Source organism: Amycolatopsis sp. NPDC114484, assembly GCF_055633755.1.
Genome location: NZ_JBVKDQ010000021.1, coordinates 15516 through 33432 on the forward strand (window position 1 = coordinate 15516; position 17917 = coordinate 33432).

Consider the following 17917-nt stretch of genomic DNA (forward strand, 5'->3'; position numbering starts at 1 on the left):
GTGACCGACACCCCGGCCGTGCCCGCCGAGTCCCCGGCCGCTCCCGAGCCGACGGCCCGGTACGAAGCGTTCAGCCACGCGGCGCTGGCCGCGCAGGCGGTCGACGGCAACGACCCGGCCGCGGCCGGCGAATCGGGCACGCGGTGGGCCGGTCTGTCGCAACGGCTCGAAGACTCGATCGGCGGACTGGCCGCGCTGTCGGCCGGCAGCGAGGAGACCTGGCAGGGCGACGCCGGCGACGCGATGCGGTCGGTGCTCGGCAAAGCGTCCGGCTGGCTGGCCGAAACCTCCGTGGTGTCGGCGAAGGTCGGGGAGGCCGTGCAAGGACAGGCCGAAGTCGCCGCGCGGGCCCGGGCCGACATGCCCGCGCCGGTGGACTTCGACCCGGCGGCGATGATCCGTTCCGCCGCCGCGAGCGGGAACCTGGTCCGGCTGGCCGGGCTGTCGTCCGCCATGGACGAGCGCCGCGCCGAGGCCGAGGCCGCCCGGCAGAAGGCGATCGACGTCCTGCGCACCCGGGACACAGCGTTGCGCGGGCTCGTGCCCGAGGGCGGTTTCCCGGCGGTCCCGCCGCTCGGCGCGGGGCCGGCTTGATCAGCCTGTCGGCGTCCGCGTTCGACATCGTCTGGGCCGACCTCGGCCTCGACGCCCCGCCCGCGCCGCTGGCGGTGCGCAGCGTCGGGGAGACCGACGCCGACCGGTCCGCGATCCGCGCGGAGGTCTACCGGAACCTCGGCGAACGAGGCCTCTTCGACGGCCGTCTCGACGCCGCCCTGGAGAACAGCCTTCGGCTGCTGGCGTCCGCGGACCGGTATGTGGAATGCGAGGCGCTCGCGGACATGACCGCGGACGAACCGTTCCGCGCGGTCGCCGCGGTGCGGGGCCGGAACGCGGTGCTGGCCGTGCAGCCGGCGCGGACGATCGGCGTGCGCGGCATCGGGGAAAGCGAACTGGCCTCGGCGATCGTCGACGTGCTGCCCGAGCTTTCGGCCGGTCCCGGCTACGGCGTCCGGCTGCCCGCGGCGGGGGAGCCGCCCGGCGGCGCGCAGGGGGAGGAGCTGCGGGCGATCCAGTCCCGGCCGGTGTACGCGGCGGGGCAGTTCACGGTCCACGTCCGCGACCAGGCGGGGAAACTGTCCCGGACCGGCGGGCTGACGTGGTTCGACACGGACGCCGGGGCGTATTCGGCGGTGTGCTCGCCGGGACGCGGCGGGCAGGAGTGGGTGACGGTGTCGCCGGTCGACAGCCCGCGGCTGGTGGAGCGGGTCATGGAGCTGCTGCCCGGCTGATCCGGCCGGGCTGGAGCGGACGGTCGCGCGGCCGCCGGTGTCGAAAGTGGACGGTCCCCTTGCCGGGCTTCCCGGTGGTCCCACCTGGCTCGGCGCACCGCCTCCACTTGGCCCCACCGCCTGGCCCCGCCGGGCTCACCACAACGCCCCACCTCCTGGCTCGGCTGAGCCGCGCCAGGTCTCGCGAGGTCCCCGACCTGGCTGAGCCGCCTCGGGTGCCCGCAAAGCCTCCACCGCATCACCGGCTGAGCCGCATCTGGCTCCGCGCAACGCCCCGCTCGTCTCCCGGTCCGTCGCGGTGCCGCCGCACCGGGCTCCCCACAACGCCCCCACTCGCCCCCACCGTTCGCGCCTCGGCCGTCGCGAGGCCGGTCGCGGCGGCTCTACACCACGCTCCCCACCAGGCCCCACCGCAGCTCCCCACCCCGCGCCACCCGGCTCCCCACCAGCCCCCACCGGTTCCCCCACCAACCCCCACCACCGGTCCCCACGCTGCCGAAACTCGGACGTTTCACGCGTCCCGAGGTTGCGGAAGACCCCGGTGCGGGGGATCTTCGCCACGGTCCCCCCACCCGGCCCCCACCTGGACCCACCTCCGTGACCTGCGCAAACACGCCACCCGACGGAGTGGCACGCGCGCAAGACTCGTTGACTGTGGTGAAAAGTGGGGTACGGTGGTGGCCAGTGGGGCGGAAGGGAGCCCCCGAGCCGGAACCGGGCGGGGAGCCAACCGGATCCGGTAGGGAGGTGGAGGCCGGTGTTCCTCGGCACCCACACCCCGAAGCTGGACGACAAAGGGCGGCTCACGCTGCCCGCGAAGTTCCGCGAAGCCTTGGCAGGCGGGCTGATGGTCACCAAGGGACAGGACCACTGTCTCTTCGTCTTCCCCCGTGCCGAGTTCGAGCAGATGGCCAGGAAGGTCGCCGAGGCCCCGTTCACGAACGAGGCGGTGCGGGCCTACCAGCGCTACCTGTTCGCCGGGACGGACGAGCAACGTCCGGACGGGCAAGGGCGCGTCGCCATCGCGCCGGAGCTTCGCCGGTACGCGGGGCTGAACAAGGAGTGCGTGGTGATCGGTGCGATCACCCGGCTCGAAATCTGGGACGCCCAGGCGTGGCAGGGCTACCTGGACGAACACGAGGACAGCTACGCACAGGCTCGGGAGGAAGTTCTGCCGGGCGTCTTCTAGGAGACGTTCCGGGCGGACCCGCGTCGTCGGGGGACGCGGGTACGCCGTTCGACGCGGATGCCGTGAGGCCTCTGTCCGCTCTTTGACCCTGGCGCACCTTCCCCGGTGCCAGGTCAGCAAGCGGGCGGGCAGGGACCTGACGGCATCCGCCGCATCTTCCCCGGAAAACACGCGGCAGAAAGGGGGAAGACATGACGGACGCAGCCGAGCACGTTCCGGTGCTGCTGGACCGCATCGTCGAGCTGTTCGCCCCCGCGCTGGCCGACCGCGACGCCGTCCTGGTCGACGCGACCGTCGGGCTCGGCGGCCACTCCGACGCGCTGCTCGCCGCGTTTCCCCGGCTCCGGCTGATCGGGCTGGACCGCGATCCCGCCGCGCTCGAGCGCTCCGCGGAGCGGCTCGCGCGGCACGGCGACCGCGTCGACCTGGTGCACACCGTCTACGACGGGCTTCCCGAAGCGGTGTCCGGACTGGGACTGTCCCAAGTGGACGGAATCCTGTTCGACCTCGGCGTCTCGTCGATGCAGCTCGACCGCACCGAACGCGGGTTCGCCTATTCGCAGGACGCGCCGCTGGACATGCGGATGGACCCGACGACCGGGTTCACCGCGGCCGACGTGCTCAACACCTACGCGCCCGGCGAGCTGATCCGGATCCTGCGCGACTACGGCGAGGAACGCTTCGCGCAGCGGATCGTCCGCGCCGTGGTGGCGGAACGGGAGAAGGAACCGTTCACCCGCAGCGGCAGGCTGGTCGAACTGCTCTACTCCGCGGTGCCGGCGGCGAGCAGGCGCACCGGCGGGCACCCGGCGAAGCGCACCTTCCAGGCGCTGCGGATCGAGGTCAACGGCGAGCTGGAAGTGCTGCGCCGGGCGATGCCCGCGGCACTGGGCGCGCTGGCGATGGACGGCCGGATCGTCGTCGAGTCCTACCAGTCCCTCGAGGACCGGCTGGTGAAGCAGGCGTTGACGGAACTGGCGAAATCCCGGACGCCGGAAGGGCTTCCGGTCGAACTGCCCGGGCACGGGCCGGAATTGAAGCTCCTCACCCGGGGAGCGGAGAAAGCCGGCGAGAGCGAGATCGAGCACAACCCGCGGGCCGCCTCGGTGCGGCTGCGCGCAGCACAACGGATCGGAGAGCCGCGATGACCGCACCTACGAAGTCCCGCCGCTCGTCGTCGACCGCTGCGGAGCGGGCACCGCGGAACACCGTCGAGACCGACGCCCCGGCGCGGCGGCGCACGACGGCCGCCGAGCGCGCGTACGCCCGGCGGGCGCAGCGGGCCGACCTGTTGCGGCAGCGCGCGCCGAAAAGGCCTGCCGCCGAACCGGAAACCGTCGAAGCGAAGACCGTGCCCGCGCGGTTCAAGCTGCGCTGGCCGCGGTCGCGCGCGTCGTTCGTGCTCGTGATGATGGGGCTGCTGGCGGTCGGGGTCGCCGCGACGCTGTGGTTCACCACGCAGGCGATCGCCGATTCCTACCGGCTCGAAAAACTGCGCACGGACAGCGCTTCGCTGATGGAGACCAAGGACCGGCTGGAGCGCGAAGTCGCGAAGGCCCAGTCCCCGGCGTTCCTCGCGCCCGCGGCCAAGCAGCTGGGCATGGTGCCCGGCGGCGACCCGGCGCGCATCGTCGTCGGCAAGGACGGCAAGACGACCGTCGTCGGCGAACCGAAGAAGGCCCAGCCGGACGAGCAGGACTCGGCCGCGCCCCCGGCGCAGCCCGCCGCTCCTCCCGAGGGCGGCATCGAAGGCGACCTGTCGGGCACGCCCGCGGGGACCGCGGGAGGGCAGTGATGGCGGCAGGCGGCAACAGCCGTTCCCGGGCGGCGGGCAGCGCGCGGCGGACTTACGCCGCGGGCACCCGCCGCGCAGTCGCGAAACGGGGCAACGGCGGACAGCGCAGCCGTTTTTCCGCGGTGCGCGTCATGCTTGTCGTCCTGATGGTGGTGGCGGGCGCGAAACTCGTGCAGGTGCAGTGGTTCGAGGCGCCCGCGCTGTCCGCGGCGGCCGAACGGCAGCGCACCCTCACCATCGACATCCCGGCGCAGCGCGGGTCCATTGTGGACCGCAACGGGGCGAAGCTGGCGTTCAGCGTGGAAACCCGCACGCTCTCGGTGAACCTCAAGGCGCTGCACAAGTCGATGGACGAGTACGCGAAGAAGTACCCGGACAAGGGGCGCAACTTCGAATCCGAGGCCGCCGGCGCGGCGAAGCTGATCGCGCAGAAGCTCCCGCACCTCACCACCGAGGCCGAGCAGCTGGCGCTGCTGCACAAACAGCAGTCCTTCACCTACCTCGTCGACAACGTCGAGCCCTCGGTGGCCGACCAGATCGTCAAGAAGTACGCGTGGATCAGCGTGGAGAAACGCGCCAAGCGCGAGTACCCGGGCGACACGCTCGCGTCGAACATCGTCGGCCTGTCGAACTGGCGGATGGACGACCCCGACGTGTCGAAGCACAACCTGCACGGCGTGATCGGGTTGGAGAAATCGCGCGACGCGGACCTGGCGGGCACGCCGGGCCGCGAGATCGTGAACACCCAGAACGGCAACGACAATCTGTACCTGCCGGGCACCGAGCACGTGCTCAACGCCGCCGTCCCGGGCTCCGACCTCCAGCTGACCATAGATTCCGACCTGCAGTTCGAACTGCAGCGCCAGCTGGCCGACTACGTCTCGAAGTCGAACGCCAAGGGCGGCCAGGCGGTCATCATGGACGCGAAGACCTCCGAGGTGTACGCGCTCGCCGACGCGAGCACGTTCAACCCGAACGACCCGTCCACGATCAAGGACGACCTGCTCAACAACCGTCCGGTCACCACGCCGTACGAACCCGGTTCGGTGAACAAGGTGATCACCGCGACCGCGGCGATCGACGACAAGATCGCCACGCCCACCTCGACGCTGGAGGTGCCGGGCTCGATCAAGATCGCCGACCGGACGGTGCACGACGCGTGGCCGCACGGCACGCAGACGTTCACCACCACCGGCGTGTTCGCGAAGTCCTCCAACGTCGGCACGCTGGAACTGGCCCAGCAGGTCGGCCCGGACCGGTATCTCGCGCTGCTGAAGAAGTTCGGCATCGGGCAGAAGACCGGCATCGGCCTTCCCGGCGAGAGCTCCGGCTACGTGCCGCCGCGCAAGGACTGGTCGGCCTCGACGTTCGGCAACCTGCCGATCGGGCAGGGCCTTTCGATGACTGTGGTGCAGATGGCCGGGATGTACCAGGCGATCGCGAACGACGGCCTGCGCGTCGAACCGCGGATCGTGAAGGGGAAGAAGAACCCGGACGGCACCGTGACGCCGGAAGCGCCGCCGAAGACCGAGCGCGTGGTGAGCCCGGAAACCGCGAAAACGGTGCGGGACATGCTGCGTTCGGTGGTGCAGAACGCCAAGAGCCCGAACTCGGGCACCGCGCCCTCGGCCGGGCTGGAGGGCTACCAGATCTCCGGCAAGACCGGCACCGGCCAGCAGATCGACCCGCGCACCAAGGCCTACAGCTCGAGCCTGGCGAACATCACCTTCGCCGGAATCCTGCCCGCCGACCACCCGCGGTTCGTCGTCGGCATCCGGCTGGACGCGCCCGACACCTCGCTGCCCGCCGGGCATTCCGCGGGTCCGCTGTTCCACTCGATCGCGTCGTACCTGTCGCAGCGGTACCAGATTCCGCTGTCCGACGGGCCGTCGCCGGTGGTGCCGCTCGTCGTCGGCTGACCGCCGCGCCCCGTTTCCCCGCAGCGACGGTCCGTGAGGGGAACCCAGACGGAATCAGATTCCCCCAGGGTTCCCCTCACGGACTTCCGCGGCATGAGGGCGGAACGTGCGCCGATCGTCCACACGGGCCGGTGCGCCGCCCGGGAAAGGGTTGCGCCGCAACGATCTTGACCGTCCGGCATAGCACATCGACGGAGGCGGCGCGCGTTCGCCGTACCGCGTTGGGTCACCCGGATCCGGCCTCGGTAACCTCTCCGGCGTGTCCGTGTCCTCGTCCCAGCCCCGAAGCGGGCCCGCTGCCGCCTCGCTGCCGGACAGCCCGGCCAAGGCGGCCGCCGCGCCGCCCCGGCCGGCCCGGATCGACCCGGTCCCGCTGGCCACTCTGCTCGCCCGTGCGGGAGCCCGGCTCATCGCCGACCGTCCCGAGGCCGCCGACCTCACCGTCACCGGCGCCACGCTGCGTGCGCAGCACGTGCTCCCCGGCGATCTGTTCGCCGGCCTTCCCGGAGCCCGCGCGCACGGAGCCGACTTCAGCGAGCAGGCGCTCGCCGCCGGAGCCGCGGCCGTCCTGACCGACCCGAGCGGGGCCGACCGGCCCGCGCTGCGCGACGCGCCGGTGCCGGTCCTCGTGCACCCGGACCCGCGCGCCGCGCTCGGCGAGATCGCCGCGTGGATCTACGGCGAGCCGTCGCTGCACCTGTCCGTCCTCGGCGTCACCGGCACCTCCGGCAAGACCACCACCTCGTACCTGGTCGACGCGGGCCTGCGCGCCGCCGGGCGCACGACCGGCCTGATCGGCACGGTCGAGACCCGCATCGCCGGCGAACGCCTCGCCAGCGGGTTCACCACGCCGGAGGCCCCGGACCTGCAGGCGCTGCTCGCGGTGATGTTGGAGCGCGGCGTCACGCACGTGCCGATGGAGGTCTCCAGCCACGCGCTGGCGCTCGGCCGGGTCAACGGCACCCGGTTCGCGGTGGGCGCGTTCACCAACCTGTCGCAGGACCACCTCGACTTCCACAAGGACATGGAGGAGTACTTCGCCGCCAAGTCCCTGTTGTTCGACGGCAGGTCCACCACCGAGGTCGTCGTGGTCGACAGCGCGTGGGGGCAGGCGCTGCTCACGCCGCAGACGGTGACCGTGTCGATCGAAGCCGGGGCCGACGCCCTGTGGCGGGCGGCCGACATCGAAGCGACCCCGGCGGGGGAGCAGACCTTCACGCTGCTCGGGCCGGACGGGTTCGGCCGGGCGGCGAAGATCCCGCTGCCGGGCACGTTCAACGTCGCCAACGCGGTGCTCGCGGCGGCGATCCTGGACAGCGCGGGCATCGACGCCGACGACATCGTCGCCGGGCTCGCCGCGGTGGAGGTGCCCGGCCGGATGGAGCGGGTCTACCTCGGCCAGGACTTCACCGCGGTGGTCGACTACGCGCACAAACCGGCGGCGGTGGCCCAGGGCCTCGACGCGCTGCGCGCCCGCACCGACGGCCGGATCATCACCGTGCTCGGCTGCGGCGGCGACCGCGACACCGCGAAGCGCCCGATGATGGGCGAGGCCGCGGTGCGCCGCAGCGATCTCCTGATCGTCACCGACGACAACCCTCGTTCGGAGGATCCCGCCGCGATCCGCGCCGCGATGCTGGCCGGGGCCCGCGCGGTCGGGCCCGCGGCGGGCGGCGAGGTGGTGGAGATCGGCGACCGGCGCGAGGCGATCGCGTCCGCGGTGTCGCTGGCCAGGCCGGGAGACATCGTCCTGATCGCAGGCAAGGGCCATGAGACCGGCCAGGAGGCCCAGGGTGTGGTGCACCCGTTCTCCGACCGGGACGAACTGGAGGCCGCCATCCGCAAGCGTCTCGAGGTGACCCCGTGATCGAGCTGAGCCTGGCCGAGATCGCCGACGTCGTCGGCGGCAGGCTGCACCGCACCGACGGATCCGCTGTCGTGACCGGCAGCGTCGAGTTCGACACCCGCGAACTCGGTCCCGGCGGGCTGTTCATCGCCCTGCCCGGCGAACGCGTCGACGGGCACGATTTCGCCGCGAAGGCGGTCGAGGCCGGCGCGGTCGGCGTGCTGGCCGCGCGGGAGGTCGACGCTCCGGCGATCGTCGTGCCGCCGCTGCCGCCGGGACAGGGCAACGCCGGGTCGGTCGCGCTGACCGGCGACAAGGACGGCTCCGGGGCCGCCGTGCTGGCCGCGCTGGCCAAGCTCGCCCGGCACGTCGTCGACCGGCTGGCGGCGGGCGGGCTGACCGTCATCGGCGTCACCGGCTCGTCCGGCAAGACCTCGACCAAGGACGTCATCGCGCAGCTGATCGAGCCGATGGGCCAGACGGTCGCGCCGCCCGGATCGTTCAACAGCGAACTGGGCCACCCGTGGACCGCGCTGCGCGCCGACTCCTCGACCAGGTTCCTCGTGCTGGAGATGTCCGCGCGCGGGGTCGGGCACATCGCCGAGGCGGCGGTCACGACGCCGCCGAGGATCGGCGCGGTGCTGAACGTCGGCAGCGCGCACGTCGGCGAGTTCGGCTCCCGCGAGGGCATCGCGAAGGCCAAGGGCGAGCTGGTCGAGGCGCTGCCGGAAGACGGTCTCGCGGTGCTGAACTTCGACGACCCGCTGGTCGCCGCCATGGCGAGCCGCACGAAGGCCCGCGTCGTGGGCGTGGGGGAGTCGGCCGGGGCGCAGGTCCGGGCCGCCGACATCACCGTCGACGACGAGGCCCGCGCCTCCTTCCGGCTGATCACGCCCGAGGGCGAGGCCCCGGTGACGCTGCCGCTGCACGGCGAGCACCACGTCGGCAACGCGCTGTCGGCCGCCGCCATCGCGCGCGAGCTCGGCGCGACCACCGAGGAGATCGCGCAGCGGCTGTCGTCGCTGCAGCGGCGCTCGGAGCGCCGGATGGACGTCACCACCCGCGCGGACGGCGTCACGATCCTCAACGACTCGTACAACGCCAACCCGGAATCGGTCCGGGCCGGGCTGAAGGCGCTGGCCTCGATGAGCCGCTCCGGCCGCCGCGCGTGGGCGGTCCTCGGCGTGATGGGCGAGCTGGGCGAGGACTCGGTGACCGCGCACGATGCGATCGGGCGGCTCGTGGTCCGGCTGAACATCGAGAAGCTCGTCGTGGTCGGCCAGGACGCGGCCGCCATGCACCAGGGCGCGTTCCAGGAGGGTTCCTGGGGCGAGGAGTCGGTGCTGGTACCCGATGTCGAGGCCGCCGTCGCCGTGCTGCATGATCAGCTCCGTCCCGGGGACGTGGTGCTGGTCAAGGCGTCCAAGGCCGCCGGTCTCTGGCGGGTGGCCGAAGCGCTGCTGGCCGAACCCGGGAACCCTTCCTCCTCGTCTTCCGAACGCTCGAACGGTGGTCACGCGTGATCAACATCATGATCGCGGCCGCGGCGGGTCTGCTGGTCTCGATCCTGCTCACGCCCTACCTCATCCGGGTCTTCTCGCGGCAGGGCTTCGGCCAGGAGATCCGCGAGGAAGGCCCGCAGGGGCACAAGTCGAAGCGCGGCACGCCGACCATGGGCGGCGTCGCGATCATCATCGCGATGGTCGTCGGCTACTTCGTCGCGCACCTGATCACCTGGATCAGCAACTCGCGCTCGGCGGCCCCGTCGGCGTCCGGCCTGCTCGTGCTGATGCTCGCGGTCGGGCTCGGCGTGGTCGGCTTCCTCGACGACTTCATCAAGATCCGCAAGCAGCGCAACCTCGGGCTGAACAAGACCGCGAAGCTGGTCGGCCAGCTCGTGGTCACCATCCTGTTCGCGGTGCTGTCGCTGCAGTTCGCCGACTCGCACGGCCTCACCCCGGCGTCGCAGAGCCTGTCCTACGTCCGCGACCTGGCGCTGATCACGTTCCCGTCGGTCGTGTTCGTGATCTTCTGCTACATCGTCATCTCCGGCTGGTCGAACGCGGTGAACTTCACCGACGGCCTCGACGGCCTGGCCGGCGGCGCGGCGGCGATGGTGCTCGCGACCTACGTGGTGATCTCGTTCTGGCAGGCCCGGCTCTCGTGCTCGACCCAGCCGCTGCCCGCCTGCTACGACGTGCGCGACCCGCTCGACCTCGCGGTCGTCGCGGCCGCGGCCACCGGCGCCTGCATCGGGTTCCTGTGGTGGAACGCGGCTCCGGCGAAGATCTTCATGGGCGACACCGGTTCGCTCGCCCTCGGCGGCCTCGTCGCCGGGCTTTCCATGACCACCCGCACCGAACTGCTCGCCATCGTCATCGGCGGCCTCTTCATGGTCGAGATGATCTCGGTGGTCACGCAGATCGCGGTCTTCCGCACCACGCGGCGGAGGCTGTTCCGGATGGCGCCGTTCCACCACCACTTCGAGCTGGCCGGGTGGGCGGAAACCACGGTGATCATCCGGTTCTGGCTGCTCTCGGCGATCTGCTGCATGTTCGGGCTCGGGCTGTTCTACAGCGAGCAGCTCAACTTCGGGAGCTGACCCTTGGAGCTTGACGGCAAACACGTTCTGGTCGCGGGCGCGGGCGTCACCGGCAAATCGGTGGTCCCGGTGCTGCGCGAGCTGGGCGCCCGGGTCACGGTCACCGACGGCAACGCCGACCGGCTCGCCGAACTGGACGACCTCGACGCCGAGCTGGTGCCCGGCCTCGCCGAACCTCCGGCGGACACCGCGCTCGTGGTGACCAGCCCGGGCTGGCGGCCGACGTCTCCGCTGCTGGTCGCGGCGGCCGAGGCGGGCATCGAGGTGATCGGCGACGTCGAGCTGGCGTGGCGGATCGGGCAGCTGCGCGAGCATCCGCCCGCGTGGCTGGTGATCACCGGGACCAACGGCAAGACGACCACGGTCGGGATGCTGGAGTCGATCCTGCGCGCGGCCGGCGCGGACGTGGTGGCCTGCGGCAACGTCGGCTACCCGGTGCTGGACGCGGTCCGCGGCGGGCACCAGGTGCTGGCTGTCGAGCTGTCGAGCTTCCAGCTGCACTGGTCGTCGACGATCGCGCCGGACGCCTCGGTGGTGCTGAACCTCGCCGAGGACCACCTCGACTGGCACGGCTCGATGGAGGAGTACGCCGCGGCGAAGGGCCGCGTGCACCACCGCTCCCGCGCTGTCGTGCACAACGTCGACGACCCGTGGTCCACGCGGATCGCCGGGGAACACGCGCCGGAAGACGCGCGGCGGATCGGGTTCGTGCTCGACACCCCGCGCGCCGGCGAACTCGGCCTGGTCGAAGACCTGCTGGTGGACCGTGCTTTCGGGGCCGACCCGGAGACGAGCGCCGAGGAACTTGCCGAGATCGCGGACGTCCGCCCGGCCGGACCGCACAACCTCGCGAACGCGCTCGCCGCGGCCGCGCTGGCCCGCGTGCACGGAGTGCCGCTCGCGGCGGTGCGGAAGGGGCTGCGCGCGTACGAGCCCGCCCCGCACCGCGCGGTGGAAGTCGCCGAGATAGGCGGCGTCCGGTACGTCAACGACTCGAAGGCCACCAACCCGCACGCCGCGCTCGGCTCGCTGCTCTCGCACGAAAGCGTGGTCTGGATCGCCGGCGGGCAGCTCAAGGGCGCGTCGGTGGACGAGCTGGTCGCCGCGGTCGGCGGGCGGCTGCGCGCGGCCGTCCTGCTGGGCGCCGATTCCCCCGTGATCGAAGCCGCTCTCGCGCGACACGCGCCGGATGTCCCGGTCAACCGCCTCCTTCCGGGTGACGATGAGCCCATGACTGCGGCGGTGAATGCGGCCAGCGCCCTGGCTCGTCCTGGTGACGTGGTGCTCCTCGCGCCCGCCGCTGCCTCGCTGGACATGTTCCGCGGCTACGGAGCGCGCGGCGACGCGTTCGAAGCCGCGGTCCGTGCGCTGGCCGACGGCGCGGCGGGGGCGGCGGATGACAGTCGTTGACGAGAAGAAGGCCCGGCCGCGCCGCGTTCGCAAGGAAAGCCCGTTCGTCGCGCTCCGCACGGGGCTGACCGCCTGGCTTTCCCGGCCGCTGGCGTCGTTCCACCTGGTCCTCGCGCTCACCGGCATCCTCACCGTGATCGGCGCGGTGATGGTGCTGTCCGCGTCGTCGGTGGCCTCCTACAACCCGAAAACCGGCAGCGGCGTGTACGCGCTGTTCCTCCGGCACCTGATGTTCGTCGCCCTCGGCGGGATCGTGTTCTGGGTGGGCCTGCGGGTCCGGCTCGAACGGATCCGCCGGATGTCGGCGACGATGACGGTGGCCTGCCTCGGCCTGCTGCTGCTGGTGCTGACGCCGCTCGGTTCGACGGTGAACGGCTCGCAGGGCTGGTTCAAGCTCGGCGTGTTCACCTTCCAGCCGGTGGAGGCGGCGAAGGTGGCGCTGGCCTTCTGGGGCGCGCACATCCTGGTGATCAAGTACAACGTGCTGCACCAGTGGCGGCATCTGCTGGTCCCGGTGGTGCCGGTGGCGCTGCTGATGTTCGCGCTGGTGATGCTGCAGCCCGACCTCGGCGGCACGATCACCCTCGCGGTGGTGCTGCTCGGCCTGCTGTGGTTCGCCGGCGCGCCGAAACGGCTGTTCGGGGTGATCCTGGCCGGCGGCCTGAGCGGCGTGCTGGTGCTGGCGATCATCGCGCCCTACCGGCTCGCCCGGGTGATGTCGTTCCTGTCGCCGGACGCGGACACCTCGGCCGAGGGGTTCCAGGCGAACCAGGCCAAGCTGGCGCTCGCCGACGGCGGCCTGTTCGGCAAGGGGCTCGGGCAGGGCGCGTCGAACTGGGGCTACCTGCCGAACGTGCAGAACGACTTCATCTTCGCGCTGATCGGCGAGGAACTGGGCTTCGTGGGCTGCGCGGTGGTGCTGGCGCTGTTCGCCGGCGTCGCGGTGGTCGGCCTGCGCATCGCCACCCGCAACATCGACCCGTGGATCCGGATCGTCGCGGGCACGCTGACGGTGTTCCTCGTCGCGCAGGCGGCCATCAACATCGGCTACGTGGTCGGGCTGCTGCCGGTCACCGGCGTCACGCTGCCGCTGATCTCCTACGGCGGCACGTCGCTCGTGATCACCATGCTCATCATGGGCGTGCTGGCCAACGCCGCGCGGCACGAACCCGAGGCGGTGGCCGCGCTGCGCTCGCACGGGCCGGGTAAATTCGGACGCCTGCTGCGGCTGCCCGCGCCCGATCCGTACCGCCCGCCGTCCTCCCGCAAGGGAACGCGCGCCGCGGGGACCGGGACGAAGGCGGCCAGGCCGGCGCCGCGTGCGGCCCGGCCCGCACCGGCACAGGAACGCCGCCGGTCGGCGCGGCGGACTACAGCGAACCGCGGTGCCCGGGGCACCGCGAACCGGAGAGGTCATTGGTGAGCAAGCCCGTCAAGGGAACGCAGCGGTCGGCAGCGGGCCGGGCGCCGGTCGTCGTGGTCGCGGGCGGGGGCACCGCCGGGCACATCGAGCCCGCGCTCGCGCTGGCGGACGCGGTCAAGCGGCTGCGCCCGGACGCCGAGGTGATCGCCCTCGGCACGGAACGCGGCCTGGAGAACAAGCTCGTGCCCGCGCGCGGGTACCCGCTGGAGCTGATCCCGCCGGTCCCGATGCCGCGCAAGCCGACGCCGGAGCTGCTCCGGCTGCCGCTGAAGGTGCGCGACGCGGTCCGCCGCACCCGCGAGGTGCTGGACCGGGTGCACGCGGACGTCGTGGTCGGCTTCGGCGGTTACGTCGCGCTTCCGGCGTACCTCGCCGCGCGCGGCCGCACGCCGATCGTGGTGCACGAGGCGAACAAGTCGGCCGGGCTGGCGAACAAGGTCGGCGCGCGGTTCGCGGCTCGCGTCGCGGTCGCGGTGCCGGGCACGCCGCTGCCGAAGGCCGAGGTGGTCGGCATTCCGCTGCGCCGCTCGATCACGTCGCTGGACCGGGCCGCGCTGCGCGCCGAGGCGCGCGAATTCTTCGAGCTGGACCCGGACGCGCCGACGCTGCTGGTGTTCGGCGGTTCGCAGGGCGCGGCGTCGATCAACTCCGCGATTTCCGGCGCGGCGAAGGACTTCGCCGAGGCCGGCGTCGGCGTGCTGCACGCGCACGGGCCGAAGAATTCCCTTGTGGTGCAAGAGTTTCCCGGCCGCCCGGCGTACGTGCCGGTGCCGTACCTGGAGCGGATGGACCTGGCCTACGCCGCGGCGGACGCGGTGGTGTGCCGGTCCGGCGCGATGACCGCGGCCGAGGTGTCCGCGGTCGGGCTGCCCGCGGTGTTCGTCCCGCTGCCGCACGGCAACGGCGAGCAGGCGGTGAATGCCCAGCCCGCGGTGGACGCCGGCGCGGCGCTGATGGTCGCCGACGCCGACCTCACCGCGGAGAAGGTCGCCGAACTGGTGATCCCGCTGGTGACCGACGCCGACCGGGTCGCCGCGATGAGCGCGGCCGCGGTCGGGCTCGGCCACCGCGAGGCCGACGAGACCCTCGCCCGCATCGTTTTGGAGGCCGCCGGTGCCTGACACGCCCGAACTGCCCGCGCAGCTGCGCCGGGCGCACCTGATCGGGATCGGCGGGGCCGGGATGTCCGGCATCGCGCGGATCCTGCTCGCCCGCGGCGCGGCCGTGTCCGGGTCGGACGCCAAGGAATCCCGCGCGCTGCTTTCGCTGCGCGCGCAGGGCGCGGCGTTGTTCGTCGGCCAGACCGCGGAGAACCTCGCCGAGCTGGCCGAACCGCCGTCGGCCGTCGTGGTGTCGACCGCGATCAAGGAGACCAACCCGGAGCTCGCCGCGGCCCGCGAGCGCGGCATCCCGGTCCTGCACCGCGCGCAGGCGCTGGCCGGGCTGATGGCCGGGCACCGCGTCGCGTGCATCGCGGGAACGCACGGCAAGACGTCGACCACGTCGATGCTCACCGTGGCGCTGCAGAACTGCCGGATGGACCCGTCGTTCGCGATCGGCGGCGACCTCAACGAATCCGGGGCCAACGCGCACCACGGCGAGGGCGGCGTGTTCGTCGCGGAGGCCGACGAGAGCGACGGTTCCTTCCTCACTTACTCGCCGTCGGTGGCGGTGGTGACGAACGTCGAGCCCGATCACCTCGACCACCACGGCACCGCCGAGGCGTACGTGAAGGTGTTCAGCGACTTCGTCGGCCAGATCGAGCCGGGCGGGCTGCTGATCGTGTGCGCCGACGACGAGGGCGCGGCCCGGCTGGGCGACGAGGCCGCCGCTGCTGGCGTGCGGGTCCGCCGTTACGGCCGTGCTGCTTCCGGCGAGGGCGACGTGCGCGTGCTCGACTACGCGCCCGCGCCGGACGGCGGCGTCGTGCGAGTCGCGCTGGACGGCGAGGAACACGACCTGCGGGTCGCGGTGCCGGGGGAGCACATGGCGCTCAACGCGGTCGCCGCGCTGCTCGCCGGGCTCGAACTCGGCGCGCCGCTGGACGGCATGGCCGCCGGGCTCGCCGCGTTCGGCGGGGTGCGCCGCCGGTTCGAGTTCAAGGGCCGCGCGGGCGACGTGCGGGTGTACGACGACTACGCGCACCACCCGACCGAGGTGGCCGCCCAGCTGCGCGCGGTGCGCACGGCCGCGGGCAGCGGACGGGTCGTCGTGGTGTTCCAGCCGCACCTGTTCTCGCGCACGCAGACCTTCGCGGCCGAGTTCGCCGAGGCGTTGTCGCTGGCCGACGAGGTCGTGGTGCTCGACGTGTTCGGTGCCCGCGAGGAACCGGTGCCGGGCGTGACCGGGGCGCTGATCGCCGACCGCGTCACCGCTGCGGTGCACTACCAGCCCGCCTTCGACGTGGCCGCCGGCCTGGTCGCGGACCTCGTGCGGCCGGGCGATCTCGCGATCACCATGGGCGCGGGCGACGTGACGCAGCTGGGCCCGGAGATCCTGGCCGAGCTGGACCGGAGGGCCGCGGGAGCATGACCGGGACCCGGCAGCAGCGCCGTCGCTCGCCCGCGCCTCGCGCGGGCGAGGAGCAGCGCGCTGCCCTGGCCCGGGAACGACGGGGGCGGCGGACCGAGGAGGAGCGCCAGCGCACCCGCGTCCGCACCGCCGCGCGCACCGGCCGCTCGAAGCGGGCAGCCGCGCGGAAGTCCCGGCCGACCCGCGGCAGGGAGATCCGCCGTCGCTGGGTGGCGCTGCTGTCCGTGGTCACCCTGCTGGCGCTGGGGTATCTGCTGTTCTTCAGCTCGCTGCTCTCGGTGAAGACGATCGAGGTGCAGGGCGCGAAAACGGTGTCGCCGGACCAGATCCGCGCGACCGCCGAGGTGCCTGCCGGGCAGCCGATGCTGCGGGCGGACGTCGACGGGATCCGCGACCGGGTGGCCCAGATGCCGGGCATCGCGACGGTCGATGTCTCCCGGTCGTGGCCGACGACGCTGGAGATCGCGGTGACCGAACGGACCGCGATCGCGTTCTTCGACAGCGGTCCCGGCGGCGACGGGGTGCATCTCGTCGACGGCGGCGGGGTCGTGTTCAAGACGGTGAAAACCCGGCCGGTCGGGCTGCCGGAGCTGAAGCTGCCGAAGGTGTCGGTGGACGATCCGGTCACCCGCGCGGTGACCGCGGTGCTCGGGGTGCTGCCGGAGCAGCTGCTGAAGCAGACCAAGACGGTGACCGCGCAGACTCCGGCGAGCGTGGAGTTCACTCTTTCCACCGGCAAGACCGTGCGGTGGGGGAACGCGGACAACACCGATCGCAAGGCGAAGGTGCTGGCCGCGTTGCTGACGCAGCAGGGGAAGATCTACGACGTTTCAGCGCCGGAGCTGCCGACCATCACCTCGTGAGGGCCACCGCGCTCGCCGCTTCGTGAATGAGCTGGCGAGGGTTTCTCGTATGCCGTACGCTCAGGTTGTTCGTACGCCATACGAGAAGGTGGGGGCATGACGGTTCTGGTTACGGGTGCTACTGGCAACGTCGGGCGGCTGGCGGTCGACGAGCTGGTGGCTCGCGGGGTGCCGGTGCGGGCGTTGACGGTGGATCCGGAGCGGGCGGCGTTGCCGGACGGGGTTGAGGTGGTCGTCGGGTCGCTGGCCAAGCCTTCGACGCTGCCCGCTGCGTTGGCGGGGGTGGAGGCGGTTTATTTGGCTCCTTATGCGCGGACTGTTTCCCGGTTTTGCGAATTGGCTGCCGAGGCTGGGATTCGGCGGGTTGTCGCGTTGTCCGGGTCCAGTGTCGGGGATACGCATCCGGCCTCCAGCGGGCATGGGTTCGCCGCGGTCGAGGCCGCGGTGCGGGCCGGTGGGTTCGATTGGACGTTTTTGCGGCCTGGGGCTTTTATGATGAATTCGCTGGGGTGGGCCGCGTCGATTCGGGAGAGGGGGGAGGTCCGGTCGGTTTGCCCGGGGGCTACGCAGACGCCTATTGATTTGGGGGATATCGCTGCGGTGGCTGCTCATGTGCTGAGCACGGAGGGGCATGTGGGGCGGGTTTACGAGTTGAGCGGGCCGGAGGGGATTTCTCTTTCCGGGATGGTTGCGGAAATTGGGGTTGCGTTGGGGAGGTCGGTGCCGTTTGTGGAGTTGACGGGTGAGGAGCAGGTCGCGGAGTGGGTTTCGGCTGGGTATCCGGAGGATATTGCTTCTTGGTTGTTGGGGATGTTCGAGTTCACTGCTGAGAATCCGCAGGTGCCTACTGGGCTGGTGGAGGAGTTGCTGGGGCGGCCGGGGGTTTCTTACGCGGAGTGGGCTAAGGGGAATGTTGCCGCGTTTTCTTGAGTTTGGGTGAGGGTGTGTTTGGGGGGGCTCGTCGCCTGGCGGCGACATTGCGCCTCGTCCTCGTGGGTGGGCACCCCGAAGCTGATTGTGACTACGGCGCGGGGGTGCTTGTCAAGGCG

The 17917-nt window shown here is 72.0% G+C and carries 15 protein-coding genes; all 15 read left to right on the top strand.

What is annotated here, in order from left to right; genetic code table 11:
* The 15 genes from ACZ7SW_RS36225 to ACZ7SW_RS36295 all read left to right on the top strand — a co-directional run bounded on the left by ACZ7SW_RS36225 (position 1) and on the right by ACZ7SW_RS36295 (position 17798).
* Positions 1–594 carry a PE-PGRS family protein gene (locus tag ACZ7SW_RS36225; RefSeq protein WP_470234873.1) on the top strand — a complete coding sequence of 198 codons (594 nt, stop codon included), beginning with the start codon at positions 1–3 and terminating at the stop codon, positions 592–594.
* Positions 591–1289, top strand: coding sequence for an ESX secretion-associated protein EspG (locus ACZ7SW_RS36230; RefSeq protein ID WP_470234874.1), 699 nt, complete (start codon positions 591–593; stop codon positions 1287–1289). Before ACZ7SW_RS36225 ends, ACZ7SW_RS36230 begins: the two co-directional genes overlap by 4 nt.
* A 757-nt stretch (positions 1290–2046) precedes the next feature.
* Positions 2047–2478, top strand: a complete 432-nt coding sequence (gene mraZ, locus ACZ7SW_RS36235) for a division/cell wall cluster transcriptional repressor MraZ (protein ID WP_009080393.1) — start codon at positions 2047–2049, stop codon at positions 2476–2478.
* A 191-nt stretch (positions 2479–2669) separates the two neighbouring features.
* Entirely contained in the window at positions 2670–3626 is a 957-nt protein-coding gene (rsmH, locus tag ACZ7SW_RS36240) for a 16S rRNA (cytosine(1402)-N(4))-methyltransferase RsmH (RefSeq protein WP_470234875.1), read from the top strand.
* Positions 3623–4273 (top strand): cell division protein FtsL, encoded by a 651-nt coding sequence (gene ftsL / locus ACZ7SW_RS36245; RefSeq protein WP_470234876.1) that lies wholly within the window; start codon positions 3623–3625, stop codon positions 4271–4273. Before rsmH ends, ftsL begins: the two co-directional genes overlap by 4 nt.
* On the top strand, positions 4273–6192 hold the full coding sequence (locus ACZ7SW_RS36250; RefSeq protein WP_470234877.1) for a peptidoglycan D,D-transpeptidase FtsI family protein: 1920 nt from the start codon (positions 4273–4275) through the stop codon (positions 6190–6192). The genes ftsL and ACZ7SW_RS36250 overlap by 1 nt, the downstream gene beginning before the upstream one ends.
* 307 nt (positions 6193–6499) lie before the next feature.
* Positions 6500–8059: a UDP-N-acetylmuramoyl-L-alanyl-D-glutamate--2,6-diaminopimelate ligase gene (locus tag ACZ7SW_RS36255; protein WP_470234966.1), complete on the top strand. Its 1560-nt coding sequence runs from the start codon at positions 6500–6502 to the stop codon at positions 8057–8059.
* Positions 8056–9561 carry a UDP-N-acetylmuramoyl-tripeptide--D-alanyl-D-alanine ligase gene (locus ACZ7SW_RS36260; RefSeq protein WP_470234878.1) on the top strand — a complete coding sequence of 502 codons (1506 nt, stop codon included), beginning with the start codon at positions 8056–8058 and terminating at the stop codon, positions 9559–9561. The genes ACZ7SW_RS36255 and ACZ7SW_RS36260 overlap by 4 nt, the downstream gene beginning before the upstream one ends.
* On the top strand, positions 9558–10640 hold the full coding sequence (gene mraY, locus ACZ7SW_RS36265) for a phospho-N-acetylmuramoyl-pentapeptide-transferase (RefSeq protein ID WP_470234879.1): 1083 nt from the start codon (positions 9558–9560) through the stop codon (positions 10638–10640). Before ACZ7SW_RS36260 ends, mraY begins: the two co-directional genes overlap by 4 nt.
* Positions 10641–10643: 3 nt before the next feature.
* Entirely contained in the window at positions 10644–12050 is a 1407-nt protein-coding gene (gene murD, locus ACZ7SW_RS36270) for a UDP-N-acetylmuramoyl-L-alanine--D-glutamate ligase (protein ID WP_470234880.1), read from the top strand.
* On the top strand, positions 12037–13473 hold the full coding sequence (gene ftsW, locus ACZ7SW_RS36275) for a putative lipid II flippase FtsW (RefSeq protein ID WP_470234881.1): 1437 nt from the start codon (positions 12037–12039) through the stop codon (positions 13471–13473). The genes murD and ftsW overlap by 14 nt, the downstream gene beginning before the upstream one ends.
* Positions 13470–14594 carry an undecaprenyldiphospho-muramoylpentapeptide beta-N-acetylglucosaminyltransferase gene (murG, locus tag ACZ7SW_RS36280; RefSeq protein WP_116206003.1) on the top strand — a complete coding sequence of 375 codons (1125 nt, stop codon included), beginning with the start codon at positions 13470–13472 and terminating at the stop codon, positions 14592–14594. The genes ftsW and murG overlap by 4 nt, the downstream gene beginning before the upstream one ends.
* Positions 14587–16005 carry a UDP-N-acetylmuramate--L-alanine ligase gene (gene murC / locus ACZ7SW_RS36285; RefSeq protein ID WP_470234882.1) on the top strand — a complete coding sequence of 473 codons (1419 nt, stop codon included), beginning with the start codon at positions 14587–14589 and terminating at the stop codon, positions 16003–16005. The genes murG and murC overlap by 8 nt, the downstream gene beginning before the upstream one ends.
* Positions 16002–16868, top strand: coding sequence for a cell division protein FtsQ/DivIB (locus tag ACZ7SW_RS36290; RefSeq protein WP_470234883.1), 867 nt, complete (start codon positions 16002–16004; stop codon positions 16866–16868). Before murC ends, ACZ7SW_RS36290 begins: the two co-directional genes overlap by 4 nt.
* A 96-nt stretch (positions 16869–16964) precedes the next feature.
* The gene (locus tag ACZ7SW_RS36295; RefSeq protein WP_470234884.1) at positions 16965–17798 is read left to right on the top strand and encodes an NAD(P)H-binding protein; all 834 of its coding nucleotides are present in this window, start codon (positions 16965–16967) and stop codon (positions 17796–17798) included.
* The last annotated feature ends 119 nt before the right edge of the window (positions 17799–17917 follow it).

What these genes read in the sequence shown, in the direction of transcription:
- rsmH (WP_470234875.1), top strand. Translation starts at nt 2,670, where the DNA reads ATGACGGACGCAGCCGAGCACGTTCCGGTGCTGCTGGACCGCATCGTC.
- ACZ7SW_RS36290 (WP_470234883.1), top strand. Translation starts at nt 16,002, where the DNA reads ATGACCGGGACCCGGCAGCAGCGCCGTCGCTCGCCCGCGCCTCGCGCG.
- ACZ7SW_RS36250 (WP_470234877.1), top strand. Translation starts at nt 4,273, where the DNA reads ATGGCGGCAGGCGGCAACAGCCGTTCCCGGGCGGCGGGCAGCGCGCGG.
- ACZ7SW_RS36295 (WP_470234884.1), top strand. Translation starts at nt 16,965, where the DNA reads ATGACGGTTCTGGTTACGGGTGCTACTGGCAACGTCGGGCGGCTGGCG.
- ftsL (WP_470234876.1), top strand. Translation starts at nt 3,623, where the DNA reads ATGACCGCACCTACGAAGTCCCGCCGCTCGTCGTCGACCGCTGCGGAG.
- ftsW (WP_470234881.1), top strand. Translation starts at nt 12,037, where the DNA reads ATGACAGTCGTTGACGAGAAGAAGGCCCGGCCGCGCCGCGTTCGCAAG.